This window comes from Mesorhizobium sp. M0815 (assembly GCF_040319995.1).
In the GTDB taxonomy this organism is placed as follows: domain Bacteria; phylum Pseudomonadota; class Alphaproteobacteria; order Rhizobiales; family Rhizobiaceae; genus Mesorhizobium.
Genome location: NZ_JAMYOU010000011.1, coordinates 60,379 through 83,457 on the forward strand (window position 1 = coordinate 60,379; position 23,079 = coordinate 83,457).

The following is a 23,079-nucleotide window of genomic DNA, read 5'->3' on the forward strand; positions in this document are numbered from 1 at the left end:
TCCTAAGATCTTGAGAACGCCGGCTTCTGCTTGGCTTTGAAAGCCTCGACGCCGGCCCTGAGATCGCTTGTCAGCGCAATGAAGCCGCTGGCCAGCGCTTCGGTCGCGGCGGCACTCTCTTCGCCTTCGGCGATGGCAATCATCAGCTTGGCGGCTTCGGTTGCCAGTGGCCCGCGCTCGGCGATCTTGCCGGCCCAGGCCTTGGCGTCCGCGAACGCCTTGCCGGTCTCGACCGCCCGGTCGACAATCCCCAACGCCATCGCATCGGTTGCCAGAAACACCTCGCCGCCAAGCGCCATCCGCCGCACCGCCTGTGCACCGAACCGGCGCACGGCGCGCTGTGTGCCGGACCAGCCGGGAACGACGCCGATCGAGGTCTCGGGGAAGCCCAGCTTCACCTGTGTTTCTGCCACGCGAAAGTCGCATGCAGCTGCCAGTTCCAGCCCACCGCCCAGCGCATGGCCGGCAAGCACGGCGATCGTCGGCTGCCGCAGCCGCGCCAGCCGGTCGAAGACGCGGTGGCCGTGGCGCACCCATTGCACCTGGAAGTCGACAGCGCTCATTTCTGCCCATGCTTCGACATCGCCGCCGGCGCAAAAGCCCTTGCCTTCGCCGCAGACCAGCACGACGCGGACGCCATCCGCCGCCTCGGCCTCGTCGAGTGCTGCTTCCAGCGCCCGCAGCATCGGAATGTCGAGCGCGTTGAATTTCTCCGGCCGGCGCAGCGTGACAATGCCGATGGCGCCGTCAGTTTCAAAGGTTACTAGACGCTCAGCCATGTGCGCCCCCAAGCGAGGCGCCGCTATTAAGCAACAGGCCGATCGGTCGGTCGTGGTAGAGCGCGTCCGGCGTCACTTTGAGGTCGTTGGCGACAGCAAGCGGGATCTCGGCCTGCGCCAGCACATCGCGTTCAAGGTCGATGCCCGGCGCCAGCTCGGTGACCATCAGCCCTGCCGGCGTCAGCTTCATCACGCAGCGCTCGGTGATGTAGGTGATGTCCTGCCCTTGGGCGACGGCACGCTTGCCCGAGAAGGAGATGTGCTCGACCTCGCCGACGACTTTCTTGACCTTGCCCTCCTGGTCGATGCGGATGCCGCCATCGGCCAATGAGAGTTTGGCACCGGCATTGAAGAAACCGGAAAAGACGATCTTCTTCGCCCGCGCGGTGATGTCGACGAAGCCGCCGGCGCCGGCGGTGACATGCGGCCGCGCCGAAAGCTTCGAGACATTGACAGAGCCGTGGCGGTCGATCTGCAGGAAGGACAGCAGCGAGGCGTCGAAGCCGCCAGCCTGAAAATAGATGAACTGGTGCGGCGAGGGCATGAAAGCGTCGGCGTTCGACGAGCAGCCGAACTTGAAGTCGAGCAGCGGCACGCCGCCAACCGCGCCCTGTTCGATGACCCAGGTGACCTTGCCGTGCTGGCCTTCCTCGAGCAGGATGCGCGGCACATTGGCCGAGATGCCGAAGCCGATATTGACGACCATGCCGTCGGCAAGCTCCATGGCGACGCGGCGGGCAATGACCTTCTGGACGTTCATTTCAGCGTTGCGAAAGCTCGACAGTGGCCGGAAGATCTCGCCGGAGATGGCCGGATCGTAGGGCGTCAGCGTCGTCTGCAACTGGTCGGGCGCCACCACGATATGATCGACCAGCACGCCGGGCACACGCACATCGTGCGGCTTCAGCGTGCCGTTCTCGACGACGCGCTTGACCTGCGCGATGACGATGCCGCCATTGTTGCGAGCGGCCAGCGCCTGTTCGAGGCCGCCGAGATAGGCGCCTTCATGCTCATAGGTGAGGTTGCCGCGCTCGTCGGCGGTGGTGGCGCGGATGATCGCGACCTGCGGCACGATCGAGCGGAAATAGAGCCACTCCTCGCCATCGAACTGCTGCACGGAAACGATCGGCTCGCTGGCGGCGGCATTCATGGCGCAGCCTTGGTGGCGCGGGTCGGCGAAGGTGTCGAGCCCGACCTTGGTCAGCACCCCGGGGCGCTTGGCGGCGGCCTCGCGATGCATGTCGAACAGGATGCCGGACGGCACGTTATAGGCGGCGACCGAATTGTCGCCGATCATCTTCCAGATCTGCGGCGGTTCGGACGAGGACGGCCCGGATGGATAGGAGCCGCACAAAGTGCGCTTCAACAAGCCGGGCTTGGCGAGATGATCAATGCCCTTGATGCCGTACATGTCGCCGGCGGCGATCGGGTGCAGCGTCGTGATATCCTTGGGATGCCCATCCGCGTCGAAGCGCTCGCCGATGGCGGCCAGCACCGCGTCCGGACAGCCGAGGCCGCTCGACGACGACACGGAAACGACCATGCCATCCCTGATCAGGCCGGCAGCCTCAGCCGCGGAGACGAGCTTGCTCACCCAGCGCTCCCGAGCTTCGGGTCGATGGCAACGGCCTTGCCGGACCTGGCCGACTGCAATGCCGCTTCGGCCGCGGTCAGCGACCAGACGCCGTCCTCGCCGGTGGCGGAAGGCTGGCCCTCGCCGCGGATCGCCGCGTGGAATTGGCGCAGCGAACGGGCATAGAGGTCTTCGCGATCGAAGCTCAATTCCTCCTCGCCCTGTGCCGTTCGCAGCAACACAGAGCCGACTGGCTTCTGCGTCATCACGTCCCTGCCGATCAGCGAGCCTTCGGTGCCATGCACCTCGAAGCCGGTCCCGGCGAACTTGGTGGTGAAGCCCTCATGCGACTGGGCGATGACGCCCGATGCGAAGCGCCAGAGGCACATGGCGCCGTCTTCCAGCCCGCCGGCGGCCATGCCGGCCGATTGTGTGAAGGCCGAGATCCCGACTGGATCGTCGCCAAGCACGAACCGCAGCGTATCGGCATCGTGGACGGTGATGTCGAGCACCACGCCGCCGCCGGCGTCCGGCCTGGTGATGCGCCAGCCCTGCAGGTTTTCCGGAAGATAGACAGAGTGGAAGACGCGCGCGGCGATCGGCCTGCCGATGCGGCCGGCAGCGATCGCTGCGCGCATCGCCCGATGCGAGCCGGCATTGCGCAAATGGTGATTGGTGCCGAGCACGACGCCGGCGGCCCTGGCCGCCGCGACCATCTTGCGGGCGTCGGCGCTGGTCAGCGCCAGTGGTTTTTCGCAAAGCACATGCTTTCCCGCCTCGATAGCGGCGAATGCCTGTTCGAGATGCAATTCGTTGGTGGTCGAGATGTAAACGGCGTCGATGTCGGAGCTGAGCAATTCATCAAGCGCCGAGACCGCCGCCGGAATGCGGTTTTCGCTGGCATAGGTGGCGGCGCGCCCCGGGCTGGAGCTCATCACTGCGGCGATCTCGCCGTCCGGCTGCGCGCGGATGGCGCCGATCATGAACTGTCTTGCGATCGTGCTGGCGCCGATCAGCCCCCAACTGACGGTCATGCCGCGTCTCCCATTCCTGCGCAGCTATGTCCCTTGCGATCGGGGCCGCAGCTTTCCCTGACCACGAGGTTGACGGCGCCGATATGATCCTCGGCGCGCGTGGTGCGCGATTGGATCATCTTCAGCACGACATGGGCGGCGCGCTCGCCGAGACCGGCGGTGTTCACCGCGACGCTGGTCAGCGCCGGCATGTAGTGTTCGGCCTCGGCCACGTCGTCGAAACCGACGACGGCAAAATCCGCGCCGGGTTCCAGGCCGCGCTTGCGCAGGGCCAGCAAGACGCCGAAGGCGACCGCATCGTTGAAGCAAAGCGCCGCGGTCGGCGGCGCGGCCATGGCGAGCGCGGTTTCCAGGCAGGCAATGCCGCCCTTGCGGCTGGTTTCGCCCTCGAAGACCAGCCTGTCGGCCGGTGCGATGCCGAGCGCTTCACAGGCCTCGCGAAAGCCGCCCAGCCGCTCGTGATAGACGACAAGATCGGGCGAGCCGCCGAAGAAGGCCAGCCGGCGATGCCCCTTGCCGATCAGATGGGCGGTGGCAAGATAGGCGCCGCGATGGTTGTCGGGCGCGATCACCGGAATGCGGCTTTCAGGAAGCCGGCGCATGACGAAGACGACCGGAACGCCCGCGGTCTCAAGCCGGCGGAAGGCGCCAGGCGCGGTGCCGCGCGCCGGCGACACGACGAGCCCGGCGACCCCTTGCTCCATCAGCGATTTCAGCACCTCTTCCTGGCGCACCGGGCTCTCCGCCGTGTTGGCGATGAAAGGCACGATGCCAGCCGACTGGAAGACGCGCTCCATGCCGACCGCCATCTCGGCGAAAAACGGATTGGTAAGATCGTTGATGACCATGCCGATGACGTTGGAATGGGCCTTGCGCAGATTGGCGGCGCCGCGGTTGTAGACATAGCCGACATCCTCGATCGCCTTGCGCACCTTGAGCGCAGTTTCAGGCCGGATCAGCCCGCTGCCTTGCAGCACCAGCGAAACCGTCGATTTGGACACGCCCGCCTCACGGGCTATGTCGAGTATCGTTGCCTTGGCCCGGCTGGCCATCCAGATCTATCCTCCCGATGGTTTCTTATGCGATTTATTGGAACGATCTAATCCCTCCTATGGATTTGAGTCAATCGCGTTTTTGCGAATCCGTGAAAATGCGGCTCATGGCGCCCAATTGCGAAGGAGTGTATGGCTTTCTGCTGTTGCGCTGCCGCAATTCGACCGGCGCACGGCGGAGCGGCAAAGCATCTTGATTTACTGGAACGTTCCATTTAATAGGCGCTGGGAAGGGAGAGAGCCATGGACATCACCTTGCCAGGGGAAGGCGGCGGCCGCATCCGCTACCGGCTTGTCGGCCAGCCGGTGCAGCCTGCGGCCGGCGCGCGGTTCTCGCGCATCGCCTATGCCGCCGCCCATGTGGTCGCCGATCCTGTGGCGATGACCGATCCGTGGTCCCGGCCGGCAGTCGACTGGGACAAGACGATGGCGTTTCGCCGTCACCTTTGGCGGCTCGGCTTCCGCGTCGCCGAAGCGATGGACACCTCGCAGCGCGGCATGGGTTTCGACTGGGCAAATGCCAGGGAATTAATCCGCCGCTCGATCGCCGAGGCGCGCAGCGTCGACGGCGCCGATCTCGCGTCGGGCGCCGGCACCGACCATCTGGCGCCGGGCGCCGCGAGCACGCTCGCCGATGTCATCGCGGCCTATGAAGAGCAGCTCGGCTTCATCGAAGGACTTGGCGGCAAGGCGATCATGATGGCCAGCCGTGCACTGGCGGCGGTCGCCAAAGGGCCCGACGATTATGTCAGTGTCTACGACCGCATCCTGTCCCAGTCCTCCGGCAAGGTCATCCTGCACTGGCTGGGCGATATGTTCGACCCGGCGCTGAAAGGCTACTGGGGCAGCAGCGATTTCGAAACTGCGCTCGAGACGGTGATCGCGATCATCGAACGCCATGCCGGCAAGGTCGAAGGCATAAAGATATCGCTGCTCGATGCCGGCAAGGAGATCGCGCTCAGGGACCGGCTGCCCGAGGGCGTGGTGATGTTCACTGGCGACGACTTCAACTACCCCGAGCTGATCGCCGGCGACGGCGACAGGCATTCGCACGCGCTGCTCGGCATTTTCGATGCCATCGCGCCCGTCGCCAATGCGGCGCTGGCAAAGCTGGCCGACGGCGACCGCGCCGGCTATGACGCGCTGATGGTCCCGACAGTGCCGCTGTCGCGCAAGATCTTCGAGGCGCCGACCGAATATTACAAGGCCGGCATCGTTTTCATGGCATGGCTTAACGGCCATCAGGAGCACTTTTCGATGATCGGCGGCATGCAATCGGCGCGCGGCATCCGTCACTATGCCGATGTCTTTCGCCTTGCCGATCAGGCGGGGTTGCTGGCCGAGCCGGAACTCGCCATCGCCAGAATGACAAGCCTCTGCGCAGTAGCGGGTGTCTGATCGCTAGACGTTACAGCGTCTGATCCAAACGCCTGGTTTGGGCGGTTTTGCGATTTGGCTTGTCTGGATAAATCTGTATGCGGTATGCGTCCGGCAACAGAGAAGCCGATCCGGCGCTCCGCCGGCCACTGGCAAAGCTGCCGTTCTGTATTGGGGTGAGTTGATGACCTTCGACCTTCAGGGCAAGCGCGTTTTTGTCGCCGGGCATCGCGGCATGGTCGGCTCGGCCATCCTGCGCAGATTGGCCGACGAGGATTGCGAGGTCCTGACCGCCTCGCGCGCCGAGCTCGATCTTCTCGACCAGGCCGGGGTGCGGCGCTGGATGGCCGACCGCAAGCCGGATGCAGTGGTGATGGCAGCGGCCAAGGTCGGCGGTATCCTGGCCAACGACAGGCTTCCGGTCGATTTTCTGCAGGACAACCTCGTCATGCAGAACAATGTCATCGACAGCGCCTTCCGTAACGAGGTGCAGAAGCTGCTGTTTCTCGGTTCATCCTGCATCTATCCCAAATTCGCGGCGCAGCCGATCTCCGAGGACGCCTTGCTGAGCGGCCCGCTCGAACCCACCAACGAATGGTATGCGATCGCCAAGATCGCCGGACTGAAACTGTGCCAGGCCTACCGGCGCCAATACGGTGTCGACTACATCTCGGCGATGCCGACCAATCTCTACGGCCCGGGCGACAATTTCGACCTCAATTCCAGCCATGTCGTGCCCGCTCTGATGCGCAAGGCGCACGAGGCCAGGCGCGCCGGCCGCAAGAGCCTGGAGGTGTGGGGATCGGGCACGCCGATGCGCGAATTCCTGCATGTCGACGACGCCGCCGACGCCCTGGTCTGGCTGTTGAAGAATTATGCCGGCGACAGCCACATCAATGTCGGCTCTGGGGAAGACATCACCATTGCCGACCTTGCCCGCACCATCGTGTCGGTCGCCGGCGCCGATGCCACGATCACATTCGATCCAACAAAGCCGGACGGCACGCCGCGCAAGCTGATGGACGTATCGCGCCTGTTCGCCACCGGCTGGCGCCCGCGCTACTCGCTGCGCAGCGGATTGGAACAGACCTATGCGTGGTTTCTGGAGCACGTCGAGACTGGCGATCTTCGCCTCGGCGCGGCCTGAGGTCGGTATTGGCGAGCTCGGCGTCAGGATCGGATCAGGCCGAGAACGTCAGCCGATGAAAACACCGACGGCCGATTGAGGGATTGTCTGGATGGTGGGCGTGACAGGGATTGAACCTGTGACCCCTGCAATGTCAATGCAGTGCTCTCCCGCTGAGCTACACGCCCATCCGAAGCCGCGCATACACCATTTTTGGTTCTGCACGTCAATAGCGGGAAAAGGGAAAGAATGGCTGGCTTGCCGGGCCGGTCAGGACGGGACAAAAAGCGCGTCAGGCGGCCTGCAGCATCTTTTCGACTTCGTTGACGAGGTCGCGCAGGTGGAACGGCTTCGACAGCACCTTGGCGTCTTTCGGCGCCTTCGAATCGGGGTTCAGCGCGACGGCGGCAAAGCCGGTTATGAACATCACCTTGAGGTCGGGGTCGATCTCGGTGGCGCGGCGGGCGAGTTCGATGCCATCCATCTCCGGCATGACTATGTCGGTCAAAAGCAGCGAAAAAGGTTCCTCGCGCAGCCGCTCATAGGCGCTGGCGCCATTGTCGAAATCGCTGACCTGATAGCCGGCGCGCTCCAGCGCCTTGACGAGGAACCGGCGCATGTCGTCGTCGTCTTCCGCCAGCAGAATGCGTGCCATCTTGTCCCGTCCGAATCACCCAACCGACAATGCCGTGCGGCAAGCCCGTTAACCATGCTGTATATGAGGAGGTGACGGTAAACATCAAGTGAACGTTGGGCGCACAATGCTGATTTGGCTAGCGCTTCGGCGGCTGGACATGCGGGCGGCGAGGTGGCACTTTCCTGTCATGATGCATTGGTATTTCCGGGTTCGTTCAAATTGAAAACGGCAGCCGAGGATTTTTCGGTCGTTCCACCCTTCGAAATCCGATCGGGCGCCGAACAGCGCGTTCCCTTCCTCTTCAACTCGCCGCATAGCGGCCGCTACTATCCGGACCGGTTCATGGCGATGGCCAAGCTGGACCGCAACGCCATCCGCCGCTCCGAGGACTGCTATGTCGAGGAATTGTTCGGCGGTGCCGTCGCGCTCGGGGCGCCGATGCTGGCGGCAAACTTCCCGCGCGCCTATCTCGACGTCAACCGGGAGCCGTGGGAACTCGACCCTCGCATGTTCGCCGAACCGGTGCCGTCCTTCTGCAACATCCGCTCGGCGCGGGTGGCCGGCGGGCTCGGTACCGTGCCCAAGCTGGTGGGAGAGGGGCTCGACATCTATTCCGGCCGCTTGCCGCTGGCCGAAGCCGTGGCGCGCATCGAAGCGGTCTACAAACCCTATCACGAGACGCTGAAACGGCTTTTGACCAGAACCCATGCGCGCTTCGGTTATGCCGTACTAATAGACTGCCACTCGATGCCGGCAAGCATAAGAGTTGGCGACAGCGGATTGCGGCCGGATTTCATCGTCGGCGACCGGTTCGGCATCTCCGCCGCGGCGGCGTTGACCGAGACGGCGATCGGCCTGCTCACCGGCATGGGCTACAGCGTCGCCCACAACAAGCCCTATGCCGGAGGCTTCATCACGGAGCACTATGGCCGCCCGGTGCGCCATCTGCATGCGCTGCAGATCGAGGTCAATCGCGGGCTCTACATGAATGAGCGGACGTTCCAGAGATCAGCTGGTTTCGACGCCCTGGCCGACGACCTGGCGCGGTTTTCGGCCGAACTGATGGCAATGCCGGATCATCATTTCGTCGATCTGCCGCTGGCCGCCGAATAGCGGCCGGAATCGCGGCACTCGCCGCTCATGCGGCAGCGTAAAAAAAGACCGCATCGTTTGCACGACACGGTCGAAGTCTAGGGAGGAAACGCCCAAGGAGGGCATGGACAGGAACCCCTGTCCGAGAACAAACGTATTGTGCGCTGCACAAATGTCAAGGCACGTTCCGGCTTTTTTAATTCACTGTGAAGTGGAAATTGCATTTCCATGATGACTGCGTTGCATTCGAGCAACAGTTGGCGTCGTGCGAAAGGCTCCGAATGCCCTTGTTTCGGTACAAAACGCCCTTGTTTCGGCACAAATCCGTAGGCAAACCGGCATCTCAAACATGCTGGAGCGGGAGAATCAGTTGGACATCAGCATCGAGTTCATGCGGCGCATTGCGCGTGCCGCCGCAGCCGAGACCTTGCCGCGCTTCCGCAATCAGGGCGCGGTCGCCAACAAGGAGCACGGCAGCTTCGACCCGGTCACCGAGGCCGACCGTGAGGCCGAGCGCGCCATCCGGGCGCTGATCAACGCGCAATACCCCGATCACGGAATTCTCGGCGAGGAACATGGCAGCGAAAACATCTCCAGCCGGCATGTCTGGGTGATCGATCCGATCGATGGCACACGCGCCTTTATTTCCGGCCTGCCGGTATGGGGCACGCTGGTCGGGCTGACGGTCGACGGCGATGCCGTCGCCGGCATGATGTCGCAGCCCTTCACCGGCGAGCTGTTCTACGCCAATGCCTCCGGCTCGCATTATGAGGGCCCGGGCGGCCCGCGAAGACTCACGACGCGCAAGACCACGAACCTCGCCGAGGCGACGCTGTTCACCACCACGCCGGCGCTGTTCAAGGGAGACGCGCGCTTGCGCTACGACTTGTTCGAGCAACAGGTCCAGCTCGCCCGCTACGGCACCGACTGCTATGCCTTCGCCATGGTGGCGGCAGGCAGCGTCGATATCGTCGCCGATCCGGGATTGAAGCCCTACGACATCGTTGCGCTTATCCCGATCATCGAGAAGGCAGGCGGCGTCGTCACCACTTTCGAGGGCGGACCGGCGGAAAAGGGCGGCGACATCCTGGCGGCGGCGACGCCGGAGCTGCACGCAGCAGCGATGGCGGCGCTGCGCGGCTGAGGATCCGTATACCCAAGCGTCTGTTTTGCGCAAATCCGACGGAAACCGTGGTACGGTTCTAAAGCGCGTCGGGTTTGAATCGACTCATGGGAGACGCGCTCGTTTGGATGTCGTTATCGCAAAACCGCTGCGCACTTTTGCGGGACATGCATTAGCTATCGGCAGGCCAAGCGTCCGAGAGACGCAGGCCCCACAAAATGAGCACGAAAGAGATGAGGCCGGTCGGCGCAGATGAATACGCCACGCCTTTGATGACTGTTTCCTGAAAGGCACTTCCGTGGAAGGCTCCGGCCGCCAACGGCATTGTCTCGTTGCCGGCCCCCCAGGCGCTGGCGATCACGTAGGCGGCCAGGATCGCCAAAGCCGAATAGATCAGCAGCCAGAACGCAATCCGCGACATCGCCGCGCCGAGATTGAGCCTAGACCATGTGAGGCCTAGCGCCAGCAAAAGAACGCCCTCCAGGGCGCTGAGCGTGTGCGCGGACAGTCCGAGCCGCGGTGCGGCGAGGTAGGGTATTGCAAACCCTTCGAATGACGAAAACAGCAGCAGCGCGACGCCAATCTGCAGTAGCCGATGCCCCTGACGTGACAGCGTGTTCGATGCGTTCATGGTCGTTTTTCTCCCGGTCTCTGCCGAATTGCCGCCAATCTCTTTGGCCGCTACCTAGCGCTCGATGCCTGAACGGGAATAAGGGGCAAGCTGCGCCGGGCAAGCAACCCGCGCAGGCTTTGTTGCCGGGCGCCGGCGAAGCGGTCAAACAGCGTCGCCGGTTCCTGGGATGAAAGCATCGAATGCCGCAAGCAGTTGCTCGCGATAGAGGTCGGCTTCCTGCAGGATCTCGTGGCGAGCGCCGTCGATCATCACTAGCGAGCCGACGCGCAGACGTCTTGCATAGGCTTCGACTGCCCTGGTCGAGACGACCTGGTCGGCGCCGGCGGCGATCATCAGCAATGGCACCTGGACCTTGGCCATGAAATCCCGGTCGCTGACGATCAAGGACGCCTCCGTGGCCGCCTTCAGCCAGCAGATCGTCGGTCCGCCGAGCGCCAGCTGCGGATAGGTTTCGTAGATCAGCGTGTTGCGTCGATAGCGTTCCGGGTCGCTGGTCAGCTTGTTTATGGCGAAGGGCACCGATTCCTTCGGCCGCGGCCCCCATGCGGCATAGAGCCGGCCAAGGCCGAGAAGGCAGAACAGCGAACAGATGCCGCGAACGGTTTTTACCGAAACCGGGAGGTCAGGCACGGTGAAGAACGGTGCGATCAGCACCATGCGACGTACGCGGTTCGCCATTGAGGGTGCGGCGAGCAGCGCAATTACCGCCCCGGCCGAATGGGCCAGTATGTAGTAGGGTCCCCGGCAATCGGGCAGCACGATCTCTTCGAAGAACTGCTCGAGATCGCCGGTATAGTCGAAAAAGCTTCGGACGTAGCCGCGCTGGCGATCGCCGATCATCCGGTCGGAAGCGCCTTGGCCGCGCCAGTCGAGGGTCGCCACGCCAAAACCCCGGTCGGCAAGGTTGCGAATGGTCTCGAAATACTTCTCGATGCACTCGTTGCGGCCGGTCAGGACGACGACGGTGCCCTTCATCGGGCGGGCAACCGCGGCAAACAGCCCATAGCGGATCTTCTTGCCGTCGCGCGTGGTGAAGAAGCCGCCGGCCGCGTTTTCCGGCAGCGGATTGCCTGGCGTTTCGTAGAACAGGGAGGGCTGGGGGAACAGATCGGTCATACGGTGTTTGCTTGGCGTCGGTGACGGCGTGGGCGCAAGTCAGGCATAAACGCCCATGCGCCAAAAGCAAAGGAATTCGGGACGCCGGGGACGTCGACCCAGGCAGCGAACAAGTAAGGCCGGAAGCAGCCTAGGGCGTGCTTCCGGCCTCTGTCGACCCGGGAGGAAGGGACGTTACACCCGGTTCGGCCTCGTCGTGTCGCCTTCTCAGGCGACCTGTTTCTGATCTCGAGAACAGTTTTAATGCCGTCTGGCTGAACGCTCGCCGAAGCCACGGTTCATCTGCCGTTCATCGGCATCGGGACGTGATCAGGGGCCGATGCGGTTCGGACGCGGGCAAATCTTGAAATGCCGTCGCCCGCTTCCCAAATTTGTTATGCGGCCGCCAATGTCGGGGCCGCTGGCCCATCCGGAACGCCGTCACGGGTTTCGCACCGGCCATACGCAAACCTTGTTGCTCAACAGGAGAACACACCATGCGTCACGTTGATTTTTCCCCGCTCTACCGTTCGACCGTCGGTTTTGACCGGCTGTTCACCATGCTCGATTCGCTTGCGCAGCCGGAAGGCCAGACCTATCCGCCTTACAACATCGAGCGCACCGGCGAGGACGCCTATCGCATCTCGATGGCTGTGGCCGGCTTCTCGGAAGATGAGATTTCGATCGAAGCTCACCGCAATGTGCTGACCGTCAAGGGTGAGCGCAAGGAGGAAGGCAATGGCGAAGGCTCCGAACTGCTCTATCGCGGTATCGCCAGCCGAGCCTTCGAGCGCCGCTTCCAGCTTGCCGATCACGTCGAGGTTGTCGGCGCCGCGCTGAAGAACGGCCTGCTTTTTGTCGACCTCAAGCGCAACATCCCCGAAGAGCTGAAGCCGCGCAAGATCGCGATCACCTCGGCTCCGGCCAAGGCCAAGCAGATCGAGGCCAAGACCGCCGCCTAAATCGGGCAGCTAAACTCCCCGGGACGCCAACTCCCCGGGAAAAAGGGGCGGTGCAGCAAATGCGCCGCCCCTTTTTGCTGGTGGTAAAACTTGCTATCCGGCGAGCAGGTAGCCGAAACGGTCGACCTCGTCGGCCGTGGTCGCGAAGCTGGTGACGAAGCGATAGAGAGCTTCGTCCTGGCCGACATGGTTGTCGTAGCCGAGCGGCCTATGCCAGTCGTGGAACACGGCGCCTGCTGCTTGCACTCTTTCGGCCTCGGCCTTTTTCATGACCGCGAAGACCTCGTTCGCCTGCGGTAGCCAGGCCAGCCGGGCTGAAGGGGAATCTTCGATCGCCGCGGCTAGGCGTGCCGCCATCGCATTGGCGTGCCGTGCCGTGTCGAGCCATAGCCCACCCCTGAAATAAGCATCGAATTGCGCGGCGATGAAGCGCGATTTCGAGAACAGTTGGGCGGCGCGCTTGCGCAAAAACGCCAATTCCTTGGCTCGCTCGAGGTCGAACAGCACGATCGCCTCGGCGCACCAGCAGCCATTCTTGGTGCCGCCGAAGGAAAGGATGTCGACGCCGTGCTTCCAGGTCATTTCCGCCGGCGTCGTTCCCAGCGCGACGAGCGCATTGGCAAAGCGGGCCCCGTCCATGTGCAGCGGCAATCCGTGCTGCTTTGCAATCGCCGAAATCCTGGCGATTTCGTTCAGCGTGTACACGGTGCCGACCTCGGTCGATTGGGTGATCGAAACGGCCATCGGCCGCCCGGAATGGACGTTTTCGGGTGCGAAACGGTCCACTGCCCGTTCCAGATCGCCGGCATCGATCTTGCCGAGTGCGCCGTCGATTGTATAAAGCCGCGAACCGCCGGTGAAATATTCCGGTGCACCGCATTCGTCCTCGATGACATGCGATTCGCGATGGCAGAAGGAAATGCCGCCTGGCTTGTTGTAGGTAGTCAGCGACAGCGAATTGGCAGCGGTGCCGGTGGCCACGAAAAACACCGCGACCTCGCATTCGAAGATTTCACTGAAGCGCTGGTAAACGGCCTTGTCGAGGACGCCGTCGCCATAGGCGGTGGAGAAGCCGTCGGTATGGGCCGACAGGCCGGCAGCGATACGGGGATGGGCGCCTGCCCAATTGTCGGAATCGAAAATCATGCGTCTGCCTATGCTGGGAAAATTGGTGCGAGCTTGGCCGCTTTCGCATGCCGGCCGCAAGTGGCAGATGCCGAAAATCCGCTAAAGCCAGCGAAAGCCAGACCGTAGATGCAGCGACTGAAGGTTACGCTGTCGCCGCGTTCCGCGCAATTTTCTGTCGCCAACGCTCCAATAATTTTGTGAATCGGTCTTGTATGCGCTTAAGATTTCTGTCATAAAAATTTAGGACAGTAGTGCTGTCTTATTTTGTCGCACAAAACTGGCCGCATTGGCATATGATTGCGCCTCTACGGCCATTGCCGCGAGCGACAGCTAGACAGCCTGGCTCTGGCCTGTACGAATATCATATGCGAACCATGCGGAAAGCCGCACGGTCGGCAAGAATTTCGCCAGACGTGCCGCAAGATTGAAAGGGGAGCCACGCGCTTCCCGACGGAAACCAGCGCCCGAAAGGGACGGAACGGAGGACAGGACGATGACGGACATGACGCCATCTGCGACGAAGGCCGCGCAGACGAAAGCGGCAGTCGTCAAAAATCCGTCCCTGACCAATATTGGGCGAACCAGCACCGGCTATGCCGCGCACGGCCTCTACGATCCGCGCAACGAGCATGATGCCTGCGGCGTCGGCTTCATCGTCAACATGAAGGGCGTGAAGTCGCATCAGATCGTCGAGGACGGTCTTGCCGTGCTCGAAAACCTGACGCATCGCGGGGCCGTCGGCGCCGATCCGCTGGCCGGCGATGGCGCCGGCGTGCTGGTGCAGCTTCCAGACCGTTTCTTCCGCGAAGAGATGGCAGCCCAGGGCATCGAACTGCCGCCGGCCGGTCAGTACGGTGTCGGACACTGGTTCATGCCGCAGGATGCAGCACTTCGTGCTCACATCGAGGACATCATTGCCGAATCGGCGCAGTCCGAGGGGCTTCCGCTCATCGGTTTCCGTGATGTGCCCGTCGACAATTCGTCCTTGTCGACGGCGCCTGATATCGTGGCGTCCGAGCCGTTCCATCGTCAGATATTCATCGGCCGTACAGCCGACATTCTTGACGACGAGGAGTACGAGGCCAGGCTCTATCTGTTGCGCAAGGTGATATCGGGCCGCATCTACGCCGAGAACGACAACAAGGACATCGGTTCCTACTGCGTGTCGCTGTCGGCGCGCACCATCGTCTACAAGGGCATGTTCCTGGCCTACCAGGTCGGCGCCTATTACAAGGACCTCACCGATCCGCGCTTCGAAACCGCGCTGATCCTGGTCCACCAGCGCTTCTCGACCAACACGTTCCCGTCGTGGAAGCTGGCGCATCCCTACCGCATGGTCGCACACAATGGCGAGATCAACACCGTGCGCGGCAACAACAACTGGATGGCGGCGCGACAGGCGTCCGTCGATTCCGAACTGTTCGGCAACAACATCTCGAAGCTTTGGCCAATCTCCTACGACGGCCAGTCAGACACCGCCTGCTTCGACAATGCGCTCGAGTTCCTGTTCCAGGGCGGGTACAGCCTCAGCCACGCCATGATGATGCTGATCCCGGAAGCCTGGGCCGGCAACAAGCTCATGGATGCCGACCGCAAGGCTTTCTATGAATACCATGCCGCGCTGATGGAGCCGTGGGACGGACCGGCGGCGGTGGTCTTTACCGATGGCCGCCAGATCGGCGCCACGCTCGACCGCAACGGTCTGCGCCCGGCACGCTACATCGTCACCGACGATGACCGCGTCATCATGGCCTCGGAAGCCGGCGTGCTGCCGGTGCCGGAGGAGAGGATTGTCAAGAAGTGGCGGCTGCAGCCCGGCCGTATGCTTCTGATCGACCTCGAGAAGGGCCGCATCGTCTCTGACGAGGAGCTCAAGTCGGAGATTGCGACCAGGCATCCGTACAAGAGCTGGCTCGCCAACACGCAGCTCATCCTCGAAGACCTGAAGCCGGTCGAGCCGCGCGAATTGCGCAGGGATGTCAGCCTGCTCGATCGCCAGCAGGCGTTCGGCTACAGCCAGGAAGACACCAAGCTGTTGATGTCGCCGATGGCGACCACCGGCCAGGAAGCCGTGGGATCGATGGGCACCGACACGCCGATCTCGGCGATGTCGGACAAGTCGAAGCTGCTCTACACCTATTTCAAGCAGAACTTTGCTCAGGTCACCAACCCGCCGATCGACCCAATCCGCGAGGAGTTGGTGATGAGCCTGGTGTCCTTCATCGGGCCGCGGCCCAACATCTTCGACCTGGTTGGCAATTCGCGCCGCAAGCGGCTCGAGGTGCGCCAGCCGATCCTGACCAATGGCGATCTCGAAAAGATCCGCTCCATCGGCCACACCGAGGACCGGTTCGACACCAAGACGATCGACATTACCTATGGCTCGAACGAGGGCGCAGCGGGCATGCAGGGTGCCATCGACCGCTTGTGTGAGCGGGCGGAGGCGGCGGTCGCCGGCGGCTACAACATCATCATCCTGTCCGACCGCCAGGTCGGGCCGGACCGGATCGCCATCCCGGCGCTTCTGGCGACAGCCGCGGTGCACCACCACCTGATCCGCAAGGGATTGCGCACTTCGGTCGGGCTGGTCGTGGAATCCGGCGAGCCGCGCGAAGTGCATCATTTCTGCTGCCTTGCCGGCTATGGCGCCGAGGCGATCAACCCTTATCTTGCCTTCGACACGCTGCTCGATATGCACAAGCGTGGCGAACTGCCGAAAGAGGTGGACGCCTACGAAGTGGTCTCCCGCTACATCAAGTCGATCGGCAAGGGCATCCTCAAGGTGATGTCCAAGATGGGCATCTCGACCTACCAGTCCTATTGCGGCGCGCAGATCTTCGACGCCATCGGGCTGAAGACCGATTTCGTGCAGCAATACTTCACCGGCACCGCGACACTGATCGAGGGCGTCGGACTGGACGAGATCGCGGCCGAGACGCTCAGCCGCCATACCGATGGTTTCGGCAACGACCCGGTGCTGCGCAACAGCCTCGAGGTGGGCGGCGAATACGTGTTCCGCATGCGCGGTGAAGCACACATCTGGTCGCCGGATGCGGTGGCCACCTTGCAGCACGCCGTGCGCCAGGGCTCGTGGGAAACGTTCAAGGACTATTCCGCCCAGATCGACAGCGAGACGGCCCGTGCCCAGACCATTCGCGGCCTGTTCAAGATCAGGCTCGCGGAAGAAACTGGGCGCAAGAAGGTTTCGCTCGACGAGGTCATGCCGGCGGCCGACATCGTCAAGCGGTTCTCGACCGGGGCGATGTCCTTCGGCTCGATCTCCAGGGAAGCGCACACGACGCTGGCGCGCGCCATGAACGCCATCGGCGGCAAGTCGAACACCGGCGAGGGCGGCGAAGAGGCCGACCGCTATCTGCCACTGCCGGGCGGCGGCAAGAACCCCGAACGCTCGGCGATCAAGCAGGTCGCCTCGGGACGCTTTGGCGTCACGGCGGAGTATCTTGTCAATTCCGACATGATGCAGATCAAGGTCGCGCAAGGGGCAAAGCCCGGCGAGGGCGGCCAGTTGCCGGGCCACAAGGTCGACGCGACCATCGCCAAAGTCAGGCATTCGACGCCGGGCGTCGGCCTGATCTCGCCGCCGCCGCATCACGATATCTATTCGATCGAGGATCTGGCGCAGCTCATCTACGACCTAAAGAATGTCAATCCGGCGGCGGACGTATCGGTCAAGCTGGTCTCGGAAGTCGGTGTCGGCACGGTTGCGGCCGGCGTCGCCAAGGCGCGTGCCGATCACATCACCATATCAGGCTATGACGGCGGCACTGGCGCTTCACCGCTGACCTCGCTCAAGCACGCCGGCAGTCCGTGGGAAATGGGCCTTGCCGAGACGCACCAGACGCTGGTGCTCAACGGCCTCAGGTCGCGCGTCGCGCTGCAGGTCGATGGCGGCCTGCGCACCGGGCGGGACGTTGTCATCGGCGCGCTGCTCGGCGCCGACGAGTTCGGTTTCTCGACCGCGCCGTTGATCGCGGCCGGCTGCATCATGATGCGCAAGTGCCATCTCAACACCTGCCCGGTCGGCGTCGCGACGCAGGACCCGGTACTGCGCAAGCGCTTCAAGGGCACGCCCGAGCACGTCATCAACTTCTTCTTCTATGTGGCGGAAGAGGTGCGGGCGCTGCTCGCCGAGATGGGCTACACCCATCTCGACCAGATCATCGGCGACACCGACCTTCTGGAAAAGCGCGAGCTGATCCAGCACTGGAAGGCGCGCGGGCTCGACTTCAGCAAGATGTTCTACAAGCCGGATGCGCCGCACGAGGCGGTGCACTGGACCGAGCGGCAGAAGCATCCGATCGACGACGTGCTCGACCGCAAGCTGATCGAACTGGCAAAGCCGGCGCTCGAAGCCAGGCAGCCAGTCAGCATCGAACTGCCGATCCGCAACGTCGACCGTTCGACCGGCGCCATGCTGTCGGGTGAAGTGGCAAAGCGCTTCAAGCACAAGGGCCTGCGGGAGGACACGATCTCGGTCAAGCTCACCGGCACGGCCGGCCAGTCCTTCGCCGCCTTCCTGGCGCGCGGCGTCTCGTTCGAACTGGTAGGCGCGGCCAACGACTATGTCGGCAAGGGCCTGTCGGGCGGCCGCATCGTCATCCGTCCGCCGGAGAATACGAAGATCGTTGCTGCCGAGTCCATTATTGTCGGCAATACCGTGCTCTACGGCGCGACCGAGGGCGAGGCCTATTTCTGCGGCGTCGCCGGCGAGCGTTTTGCCGTGCGCAATTCGGGCGTCGCCGCCGTCGTTGAAGGCGTCGGCGACCATGGTTGCGAATACATGACCGGCGGTATCGTCGTCGTCATCGGCCAGACCGGTCGCAACTTCGCCGCCGGCATGTCGGGCGGCGTCGCCTATGTGCTCGACGAGGCGGGCGATTTCGCCGAACGCTGCAACATGGCGATGGTCGAGCTGGAGCCGGTTCCGGAAGAGGACGACCTGATGGAAAAGCTGCTCCACCATGGCGGCGATCTCGACCACAAGGGCCGTGTCGACGTATCCGGCGATATGACCAGCCATGACGAGGAGCGGCTCTACCAGCTGATCTCCAACCACGTCCATTACACGGGCTCGGTACGAGGTCGCGAGATCCTCGACGATTGGGCGATTTTCCGGCCGAAATTCCGGAAGATCATGCCGGTCGAATACCGCCGCGCGCTGATCGAGATGGAACGTATGCGCATGAACGTGGCGGCGGAATAGATTTGGAAATTGCCGGGAAGCCATGCGTCCCGGCAACCATCTTCATCAACAATCCTGACCTCGGACTGAAGGTTGCCACGGCTGCCTTATGAGGTTAACGGGTGCGTCGCCAGGCGTGCCTTCCGGACAGCAGGGACTGGACTATGGGCAAGGTAACAGGGTTTCTCGAGATCGATCGGCAGGTGCACAAGTACCAGCCGGCTTCCGACCGCATCCGGCATTTCCGCGAGTTCACGCTGCCGATGTCGGATAAGGAGGTCGAGAAACAGGCGGCGCGCTGCATGGATTGCGGCATTCCGTATTGCCATGGACCGACCGGCTGCCCGATCCACAACCAGATCCCGGACTGGAACGACCTCGTCTACAATGGCGACTGGGACAACGCGATCCGCAACCTGCATTCGACCAACAATTTTCCGGAATTCACCGGCCGCATCTGTCCGGCACCTTGCGAGGAAGCCTGCACGCTGAACCTCGAGGACATTCCGGTCGCCATCAAGACGATCGAGCAGGCGATTGCCGACAAAGCCTACGAAACCGGCCATATCCGGCCCTATCCGCCGGAACGGAAGACCGGCAAGCGCGTCGCGATCATCGGCTCGGGGCCGGCCGGCATGGCGGCCGCCCAGCAACTTGGCCGCGCCGGCCATGACGTTCACGTCTATGAGCGCGAGAGCCGGCCGGGCGGGCTGATGCGTTACGGCATCCCCGATTTCAAGATCGAGAAGCATTATATCGACCGGCGCATCGAGCAGATGCAGGGCGAGGGCGTCAGCTTCCATTGTGGCGTCAATGTCGGCGTCGACAAGCCGGTCGCCGAACTGCTCGCCGAATACGACGCGGTGCTCTATTGCGGCGGTTCCGAAACGCCGCGCCCGGCCAACATCCCGGGCGACGATCTCGACGGCGTGCACGACGCGATGCCGTATCTGGTGCAGCAGAACAAGCGCATCGGCGGCGAGCCGATCCAGTCGGTGGCATGGCCGTCGCGCCCGATCGTCGCCGGCGGCCAGCATGTCGTCGTCGTCGGCGGCGGCGACACTGCCTCCGACTGCGTCGGTACCGCCTTCCGCCAGGGCGCGGTGCGCGTCACCCAGCTCGACATCCGGCCGCAGCCGCCGGAAAAGGAAGACAAGCTATCGGTCTGGCCCTACTGGGCGACCAAGATGCGCACCTCGTCCTCGCAGGCCGAAGGCGCCGAGCGCGAATTCCAGGTGGCGACGCTTGAATTCATCGGCGAAGACGGCCAGCTGACCGGGGTCAAATGCTGCGAGGTCGACGAAAAGCGCAAGCCGATCGCCGGCACCGAATTCGTCATCCGCGCCGATCTCGCGTTCATCGCCATCGGCTTTGCCGGGCCAGCCGCTCGAGGGCCGGTGTCGGAACTCGACGGGCAGATGACGATCGTCACCGACAGCCGCCGTTCGAAGAACGTCGAGGCCAATGACCGCGATTACAGAACCAGCGTCGAAAGGCTCTATGCGGCTGGCGACGTGCGGCGCGGCCAGTCGCTGGTCGTCTGGGCAATCCGCGAGGGCCGCCAGGCGGCGCGCGCCATCGATGAGTCTCTGATGGGATCGAGCGTGCTGCCGCGCTGAGTCCGTTCCGAAACTCTACAGAAAGAGTCGCCAGTTTTACTGCCGGATCGCCGTCGTCGTGTCGGATGCAGCAGCCGCAGTCGCAGGTTGTATCTTGGGCGGCCACGAGAAATCGTCGGCGCGGCCGGGCGAGGCGTCGGTCGCCTTGCCCTCGACGATCAGCTTTTCGCCGGGCAAATTCTTGTCCGCCTTTGCCGGCGGGGCGGCGCCGAGAAGTTCCGAGCCGCCGTCCAGCGCCGGATCGCTGAGCAGCATCGGCACAGTGCGATCGGCGGCTATCGGTGCGGCAGCAGGTGCCGGCGCCTCGACGGGAGCGCCGGCCGGGGCAGAAGCTGTGACCACGCTTCCCGGAGCGGCCAGCCCAAGGATCTTCATCAGCGGCTTTTCGGTGTAGAAGGCGAGCTTGCGCTTGCCGGCCTTCGACATGTTGATGCCGTCGTCGGAGCGCAGGCGCACCGATTGGCCGTTTATGTCCGGTCCGCTGGTGATAAAGGCGCCGTTCTCGTCGACGAACCCGTCCCAGACATCGACGAATTCGCCGCCGTGGCTTTCGGCGGACGAGCGGTAGATGTCGTTGAAGGCCAGCATGTCGGAGGTCATTTTCGAGACCCGGAAGGCCGGCATGCCAACCCACAGATACGGCACCTTGGCTGAAGCGATGGCTTTGCCGAGCGCTTCGGTCCGGCGCTCGTACTCCTTGGTCCAGTTTTCGGATCGCGGCTGCTCACGCACATCGCCGACGCGCATCTGCTGACGGTCGTTCGATCCGAGCATGACGACGACGGCTGCCGGTTTTTCGGCAGCGATCAGCGACTTGACCTGTTCGGGCCAGTTGTAGACATCGTCGCGCACGAAGCCGGACGAGCCGTTGGCGCGGACGACAATCCTGACGCCGGTGTTTTCGGCAAAGGCGGCGTCGAGCCCCTCAGCCAGTCCAGACGCCATGAAATCGCCGACCACCAGAACGACGCGCGCATCGGGCGCCTTCTCGGCCACCGGGGTTGTCGGCTCGGCCGGCGCCGGCCGGCGAACGGACCGGGGCTTCCTCAGCTTGGGTCTGGGCTTTGTTCTCTGGAATTCTCTCGGGAATTCGGGCGGCGGCTGCTCAAACCGCTCGCTTCTGCGCGGAAACAACAGGTCGCGCAGCGACCAGCCACGACTTTCCGGCTCCTGCGCCATGGCCGAGGTATGAAAGGCGCTGGCCGCGCCGACTGCCAGAACGACGATCGCCAGAACGAGGATCGGCACGCGACGAACGATCAACCGGATGCGCGCAGCCGAAACCAATCACCCTCTCCATCCCGTAACCGGCTCTAGTTTTGCCTGAGCCATTTGAGCACTTCCTTGCTCGGATACCCGTCCTGGGTCAAGCCGGCCTTTGCCTGGAAGGCCATGATGGCGGTTTTCGATCCGTCACCGATCTTGCCATCGAACTTGCCGTCGTAATAGCCGTGCTCGGAAAGTCGCTTCTGAAGCTCCTGCCTTTCCTCGAAGGAGAGCTTGGTAAACGGTCGCTTCCAGTCCTGCACAAGCCCGCCATAGCCGGCGATTTCGTCGGCAAGAAGGCCCACGGCGAGCGCATATTTGTCGGCATTGTTGTAGCGCTTGATGACCGAGAAATTCTTGATCATCAGGAAAGCCGGCCCGCCCCGGCCACCGGGCAGCTTCAACGTCGCCTTGTCCCCACCGTTCTTGAATGGCTTGCCGTTGGCACGGGTGACGCCAAGCGCCTGCCATTGCGACAGCGACTTCGAGCCCCCGGGCAGCTTCTTGCCGTCCGGAAGGCTGACCTCATAACCCCAGGTCTTGCCTGCCTGCCAGCCGTTCTTCCTCAGCAAATTGGCGGCTGTCGCCAGTGCGTCGGGAATCGAATTCCAGATGTCGCGCTTGCCGTTGCCGTCCATATCGACCGCATAGGACAGGTAGCTGGTGGGGATGAACTGGGTATGACCCATCGCGCCGGCCCAAGAGCCGCTGAGATGGCTTTCGTCGATGTCGCCGGTCTGCAGGATCTTCAGCGCCGCGATCAGCTGGGTGCGGGCAAATTTCGCGCGCTTCGGGTCGGCATAACCAAGCGTCGCCAGCGAGCGCACGACATTGCGCATGATGTCATCGCGCTTGAGGGTTTCGCCGTAGTTCGACTCCATCGACCAGATGGCCAGCAGGATGTAGCGGTCGACGCCGTATCTTGCCTCGATCCTGTCCAGCCACGGCTTCCATTTCCTTGCCATCTGCTGGCCGACGGCGACCGACTGGTCATGGACGCGGTTGTCGAAATAATCCCAGGCGGGTGCGGTGAATTCGGGTTGAGTACGGGCCTTTTCCAGCACCATCGGATCAGCATCGCTGATGCCCTTGAATGCCTGGTCGTAGACGGAGCCGGAAACGCCGCTCGCCACGGCGGTAGCACGGAAGCTGGCGACCCATTGGCGGAAGCCGGCATCGGCAAAAGCCGGCCCGCTGGGCATGAGCAAGGCAAGCGAGAGGCTGGCGGCCGTCAGGACGCTGGTGAAGCGCCTTGCGACGTTGCGAACGGACATCTTTTCCTCCTTCTTTATCTCAGGAAGACTATTCATCGCCGAACCCGGTTAGCATTTGGTTTACCATAGGTGCCGTCCGGGATGAAAAGATGCGTCGACGCTTTA

17 protein-coding genes and 1 tRNA gene are annotated in these 23,079 nt (G+C 63.2%); 7 read left to right on the forward strand and 11 right to left on the reverse strand.

Going from position 1 to position 23,079, the window contains the following annotated elements:
• Positions 1-2: 2 nt before the first annotated feature.
• The 4 genes from NKI01_RS14555 to NKI01_RS14570 are packed head-to-tail and all read right to left on the reverse strand — an operon-like array spanning position 3 to position 4,438.
• Positions 3-779 (reverse strand): enoyl-CoA hydratase/isomerase family protein, encoded by a 777-nt coding sequence (locus NKI01_RS14555; protein WP_352494698.1) that lies wholly within the window; start codon positions 777-779, stop codon positions 3-5.
• Positions 772-2,373, reverse strand: a complete 1,602-nt coding sequence (locus tag NKI01_RS14560; protein WP_352963658.1) for an acyl CoA:acetate/3-ketoacid CoA transferase — start codon at positions 2,371-2,373, stop codon at positions 772-774. Before NKI01_RS14560 ends, NKI01_RS14555 begins: the two co-directional genes overlap by 8 nt.
• On the reverse strand, positions 2,370-3,386 hold the full coding sequence (locus tag NKI01_RS14565) for a Gfo/Idh/MocA family protein (RefSeq protein ID WP_352918335.1): 1,017 nt from the start codon (positions 3,384-3,386) through the stop codon (positions 2,370-2,372). The genes NKI01_RS14560 and NKI01_RS14565 overlap by 4 nt, the downstream gene beginning before the upstream one ends.
• Positions 3,383-4,438 (reverse strand): LacI family DNA-binding transcriptional regulator, encoded by a 1,056-nt coding sequence (locus NKI01_RS14570; protein ID WP_352481928.1) that lies wholly within the window; start codon positions 4,436-4,438, stop codon positions 3,383-3,385. The genes NKI01_RS14565 and NKI01_RS14570 overlap by 4 nt, the downstream gene beginning before the upstream one ends.
• Positions 4,439-4,681: 243 nt before the next feature.
• On the opposite strand from NKI01_RS14570, the gene NKI01_RS14575 reads away from it, so the two are divergent.
• Positions 4,682-5,836, forward strand: a complete 1,155-nt coding sequence (locus NKI01_RS14575; protein WP_023719064.1) for a dihydrodipicolinate synthase family protein — start codon at positions 4,682-4,684, stop codon at positions 5,834-5,836.
• 163 nt (positions 5,837-5,999) lie between these two features.
• Complete coding sequence (gene fcl / locus NKI01_RS14580; protein ID WP_352481930.1) at positions 6,000-6,962, forward strand: GDP-L-fucose synthase; 963 nt, start codon at positions 6,000-6,002, stop codon at positions 6,960-6,962.
• A gap of 92 nt (positions 6,963-7,054) precedes the next feature.
• Here the strand turns inward: fcl and NKI01_RS14585 are convergent.
• Both NKI01_RS14585 and cpdR read right to left on the reverse strand, forming a co-directional pair.
• A tRNA-Val gene (locus NKI01_RS14585) sits at positions 7,055-7,129 on the reverse strand.
• Between the two features lie 104 nt (positions 7,130-7,233).
• Positions 7,234-7,596 carry a cell cycle two-component system response regulator CpdR gene (cpdR, locus tag NKI01_RS14590; RefSeq protein WP_006199474.1) on the reverse strand — a complete coding sequence of 121 codons (363 nt, stop codon included), beginning with the start codon at positions 7,594-7,596 and terminating at the stop codon, positions 7,234-7,236.
• Positions 7,597-7,749: 153 nt separating this feature from the next.
• On the opposite strand from cpdR, the gene NKI01_RS14595 reads away from it, so the two are divergent.
• Together NKI01_RS14595 and hisN are read left to right on the forward strand one after the other, a co-directional pair.
• On the forward strand, positions 7,750-8,691 hold the full coding sequence (locus tag NKI01_RS14595) for an N-formylglutamate amidohydrolase (protein WP_023719085.1): 942 nt from the start codon (positions 7,750-7,752) through the stop codon (positions 8,689-8,691).
• Positions 8,692-9,040: 349 nt separating this feature from the next.
• Positions 9,041-9,814 (forward strand): histidinol-phosphatase, encoded by a 774-nt coding sequence (gene hisN, locus NKI01_RS14600; protein WP_352590560.1) that lies wholly within the window; start codon positions 9,041-9,043, stop codon positions 9,812-9,814.
• A 151-nt stretch (positions 9,815-9,965) separates the two neighbouring features.
• Here hisN and NKI01_RS14605 read toward each other — a convergent pair whose 3' ends face one another.
• A complete protein-coding gene (locus NKI01_RS14605) occupies positions 9,966-10,424 on the reverse strand; it encodes a styrene oxide isomerase (RefSeq protein WP_023719087.1) in 459 nt (152 codons plus the stop codon).
• Between the two features lie 144 nt (positions 10,425-10,568).
• Positions 10,569-11,543, reverse strand: a complete 975-nt coding sequence (locus tag NKI01_RS14610) for an alpha/beta fold hydrolase (protein WP_352963661.1) — start codon at positions 11,541-11,543, stop codon at positions 10,569-10,571.
• A 476-nt stretch (positions 11,544-12,019) separates the two neighbouring features.
• On the opposite strand from NKI01_RS14610, the gene NKI01_RS14615 reads away from it, so the two are divergent.
• Positions 12,020-12,484: an Hsp20 family protein gene (locus NKI01_RS14615; RefSeq protein WP_023675381.1), complete on the forward strand. Its 465-nt coding sequence runs from the start codon at positions 12,020-12,022 to the stop codon at positions 12,482-12,484.
• 93 nt (positions 12,485-12,577) lie between these two features.
• On the opposite strand, the gene NKI01_RS14620 is transcribed toward NKI01_RS14615, so the two are convergent.
• The gene (locus NKI01_RS14620; protein ID WP_352963664.1) at positions 12,578-13,630 is read right to left on the reverse strand and encodes a threonine aldolase family protein; all 1,053 of its coding nucleotides are present in this window, start codon (positions 13,628-13,630) and stop codon (positions 12,578-12,580) included.
• A 475-nt stretch (positions 13,631-14,105) separates the two neighbouring features.
• On the opposite strand from NKI01_RS14620, the gene gltB reads away from it, so the two are divergent.
• A complete protein-coding gene (gltB, locus tag NKI01_RS14625) occupies positions 14,106-18,836 on the forward strand; it encodes a glutamate synthase large subunit (RefSeq protein ID WP_352494704.1) in 4,731 nt (1,576 codons plus the stop codon).
• A 143-nt stretch (positions 18,837-18,979) separates the two neighbouring features.
• On the forward strand, positions 18,980-20,434 hold the full coding sequence (locus tag NKI01_RS14630) for a glutamate synthase subunit beta (RefSeq protein ID WP_023719091.1): 1,455 nt from the start codon (positions 18,980-18,982) through the stop codon (positions 20,432-20,434).
• 36 nt (positions 20,435-20,470) lie between these two features.
• On the opposite strand, the gene NKI01_RS14635 is transcribed toward NKI01_RS14630, so the two are convergent.
• Complete coding sequence (locus NKI01_RS14635; protein ID WP_352494705.1) at positions 20,471-21,721, reverse strand: SGNH/GDSL hydrolase family protein; 1,251 nt, start codon at positions 21,719-21,721, stop codon at positions 20,471-20,473.
• A gap of 26 nt (positions 21,722-21,747) precedes the next feature.
• Entirely contained in the window at positions 21,748-22,974 is a 1,227-nt protein-coding gene (locus tag NKI01_RS14640) for a lytic murein transglycosylase (RefSeq protein WP_023719093.1), read from the reverse strand.
• Positions 22,975-23,079: the final 105 nt, after the last annotated feature.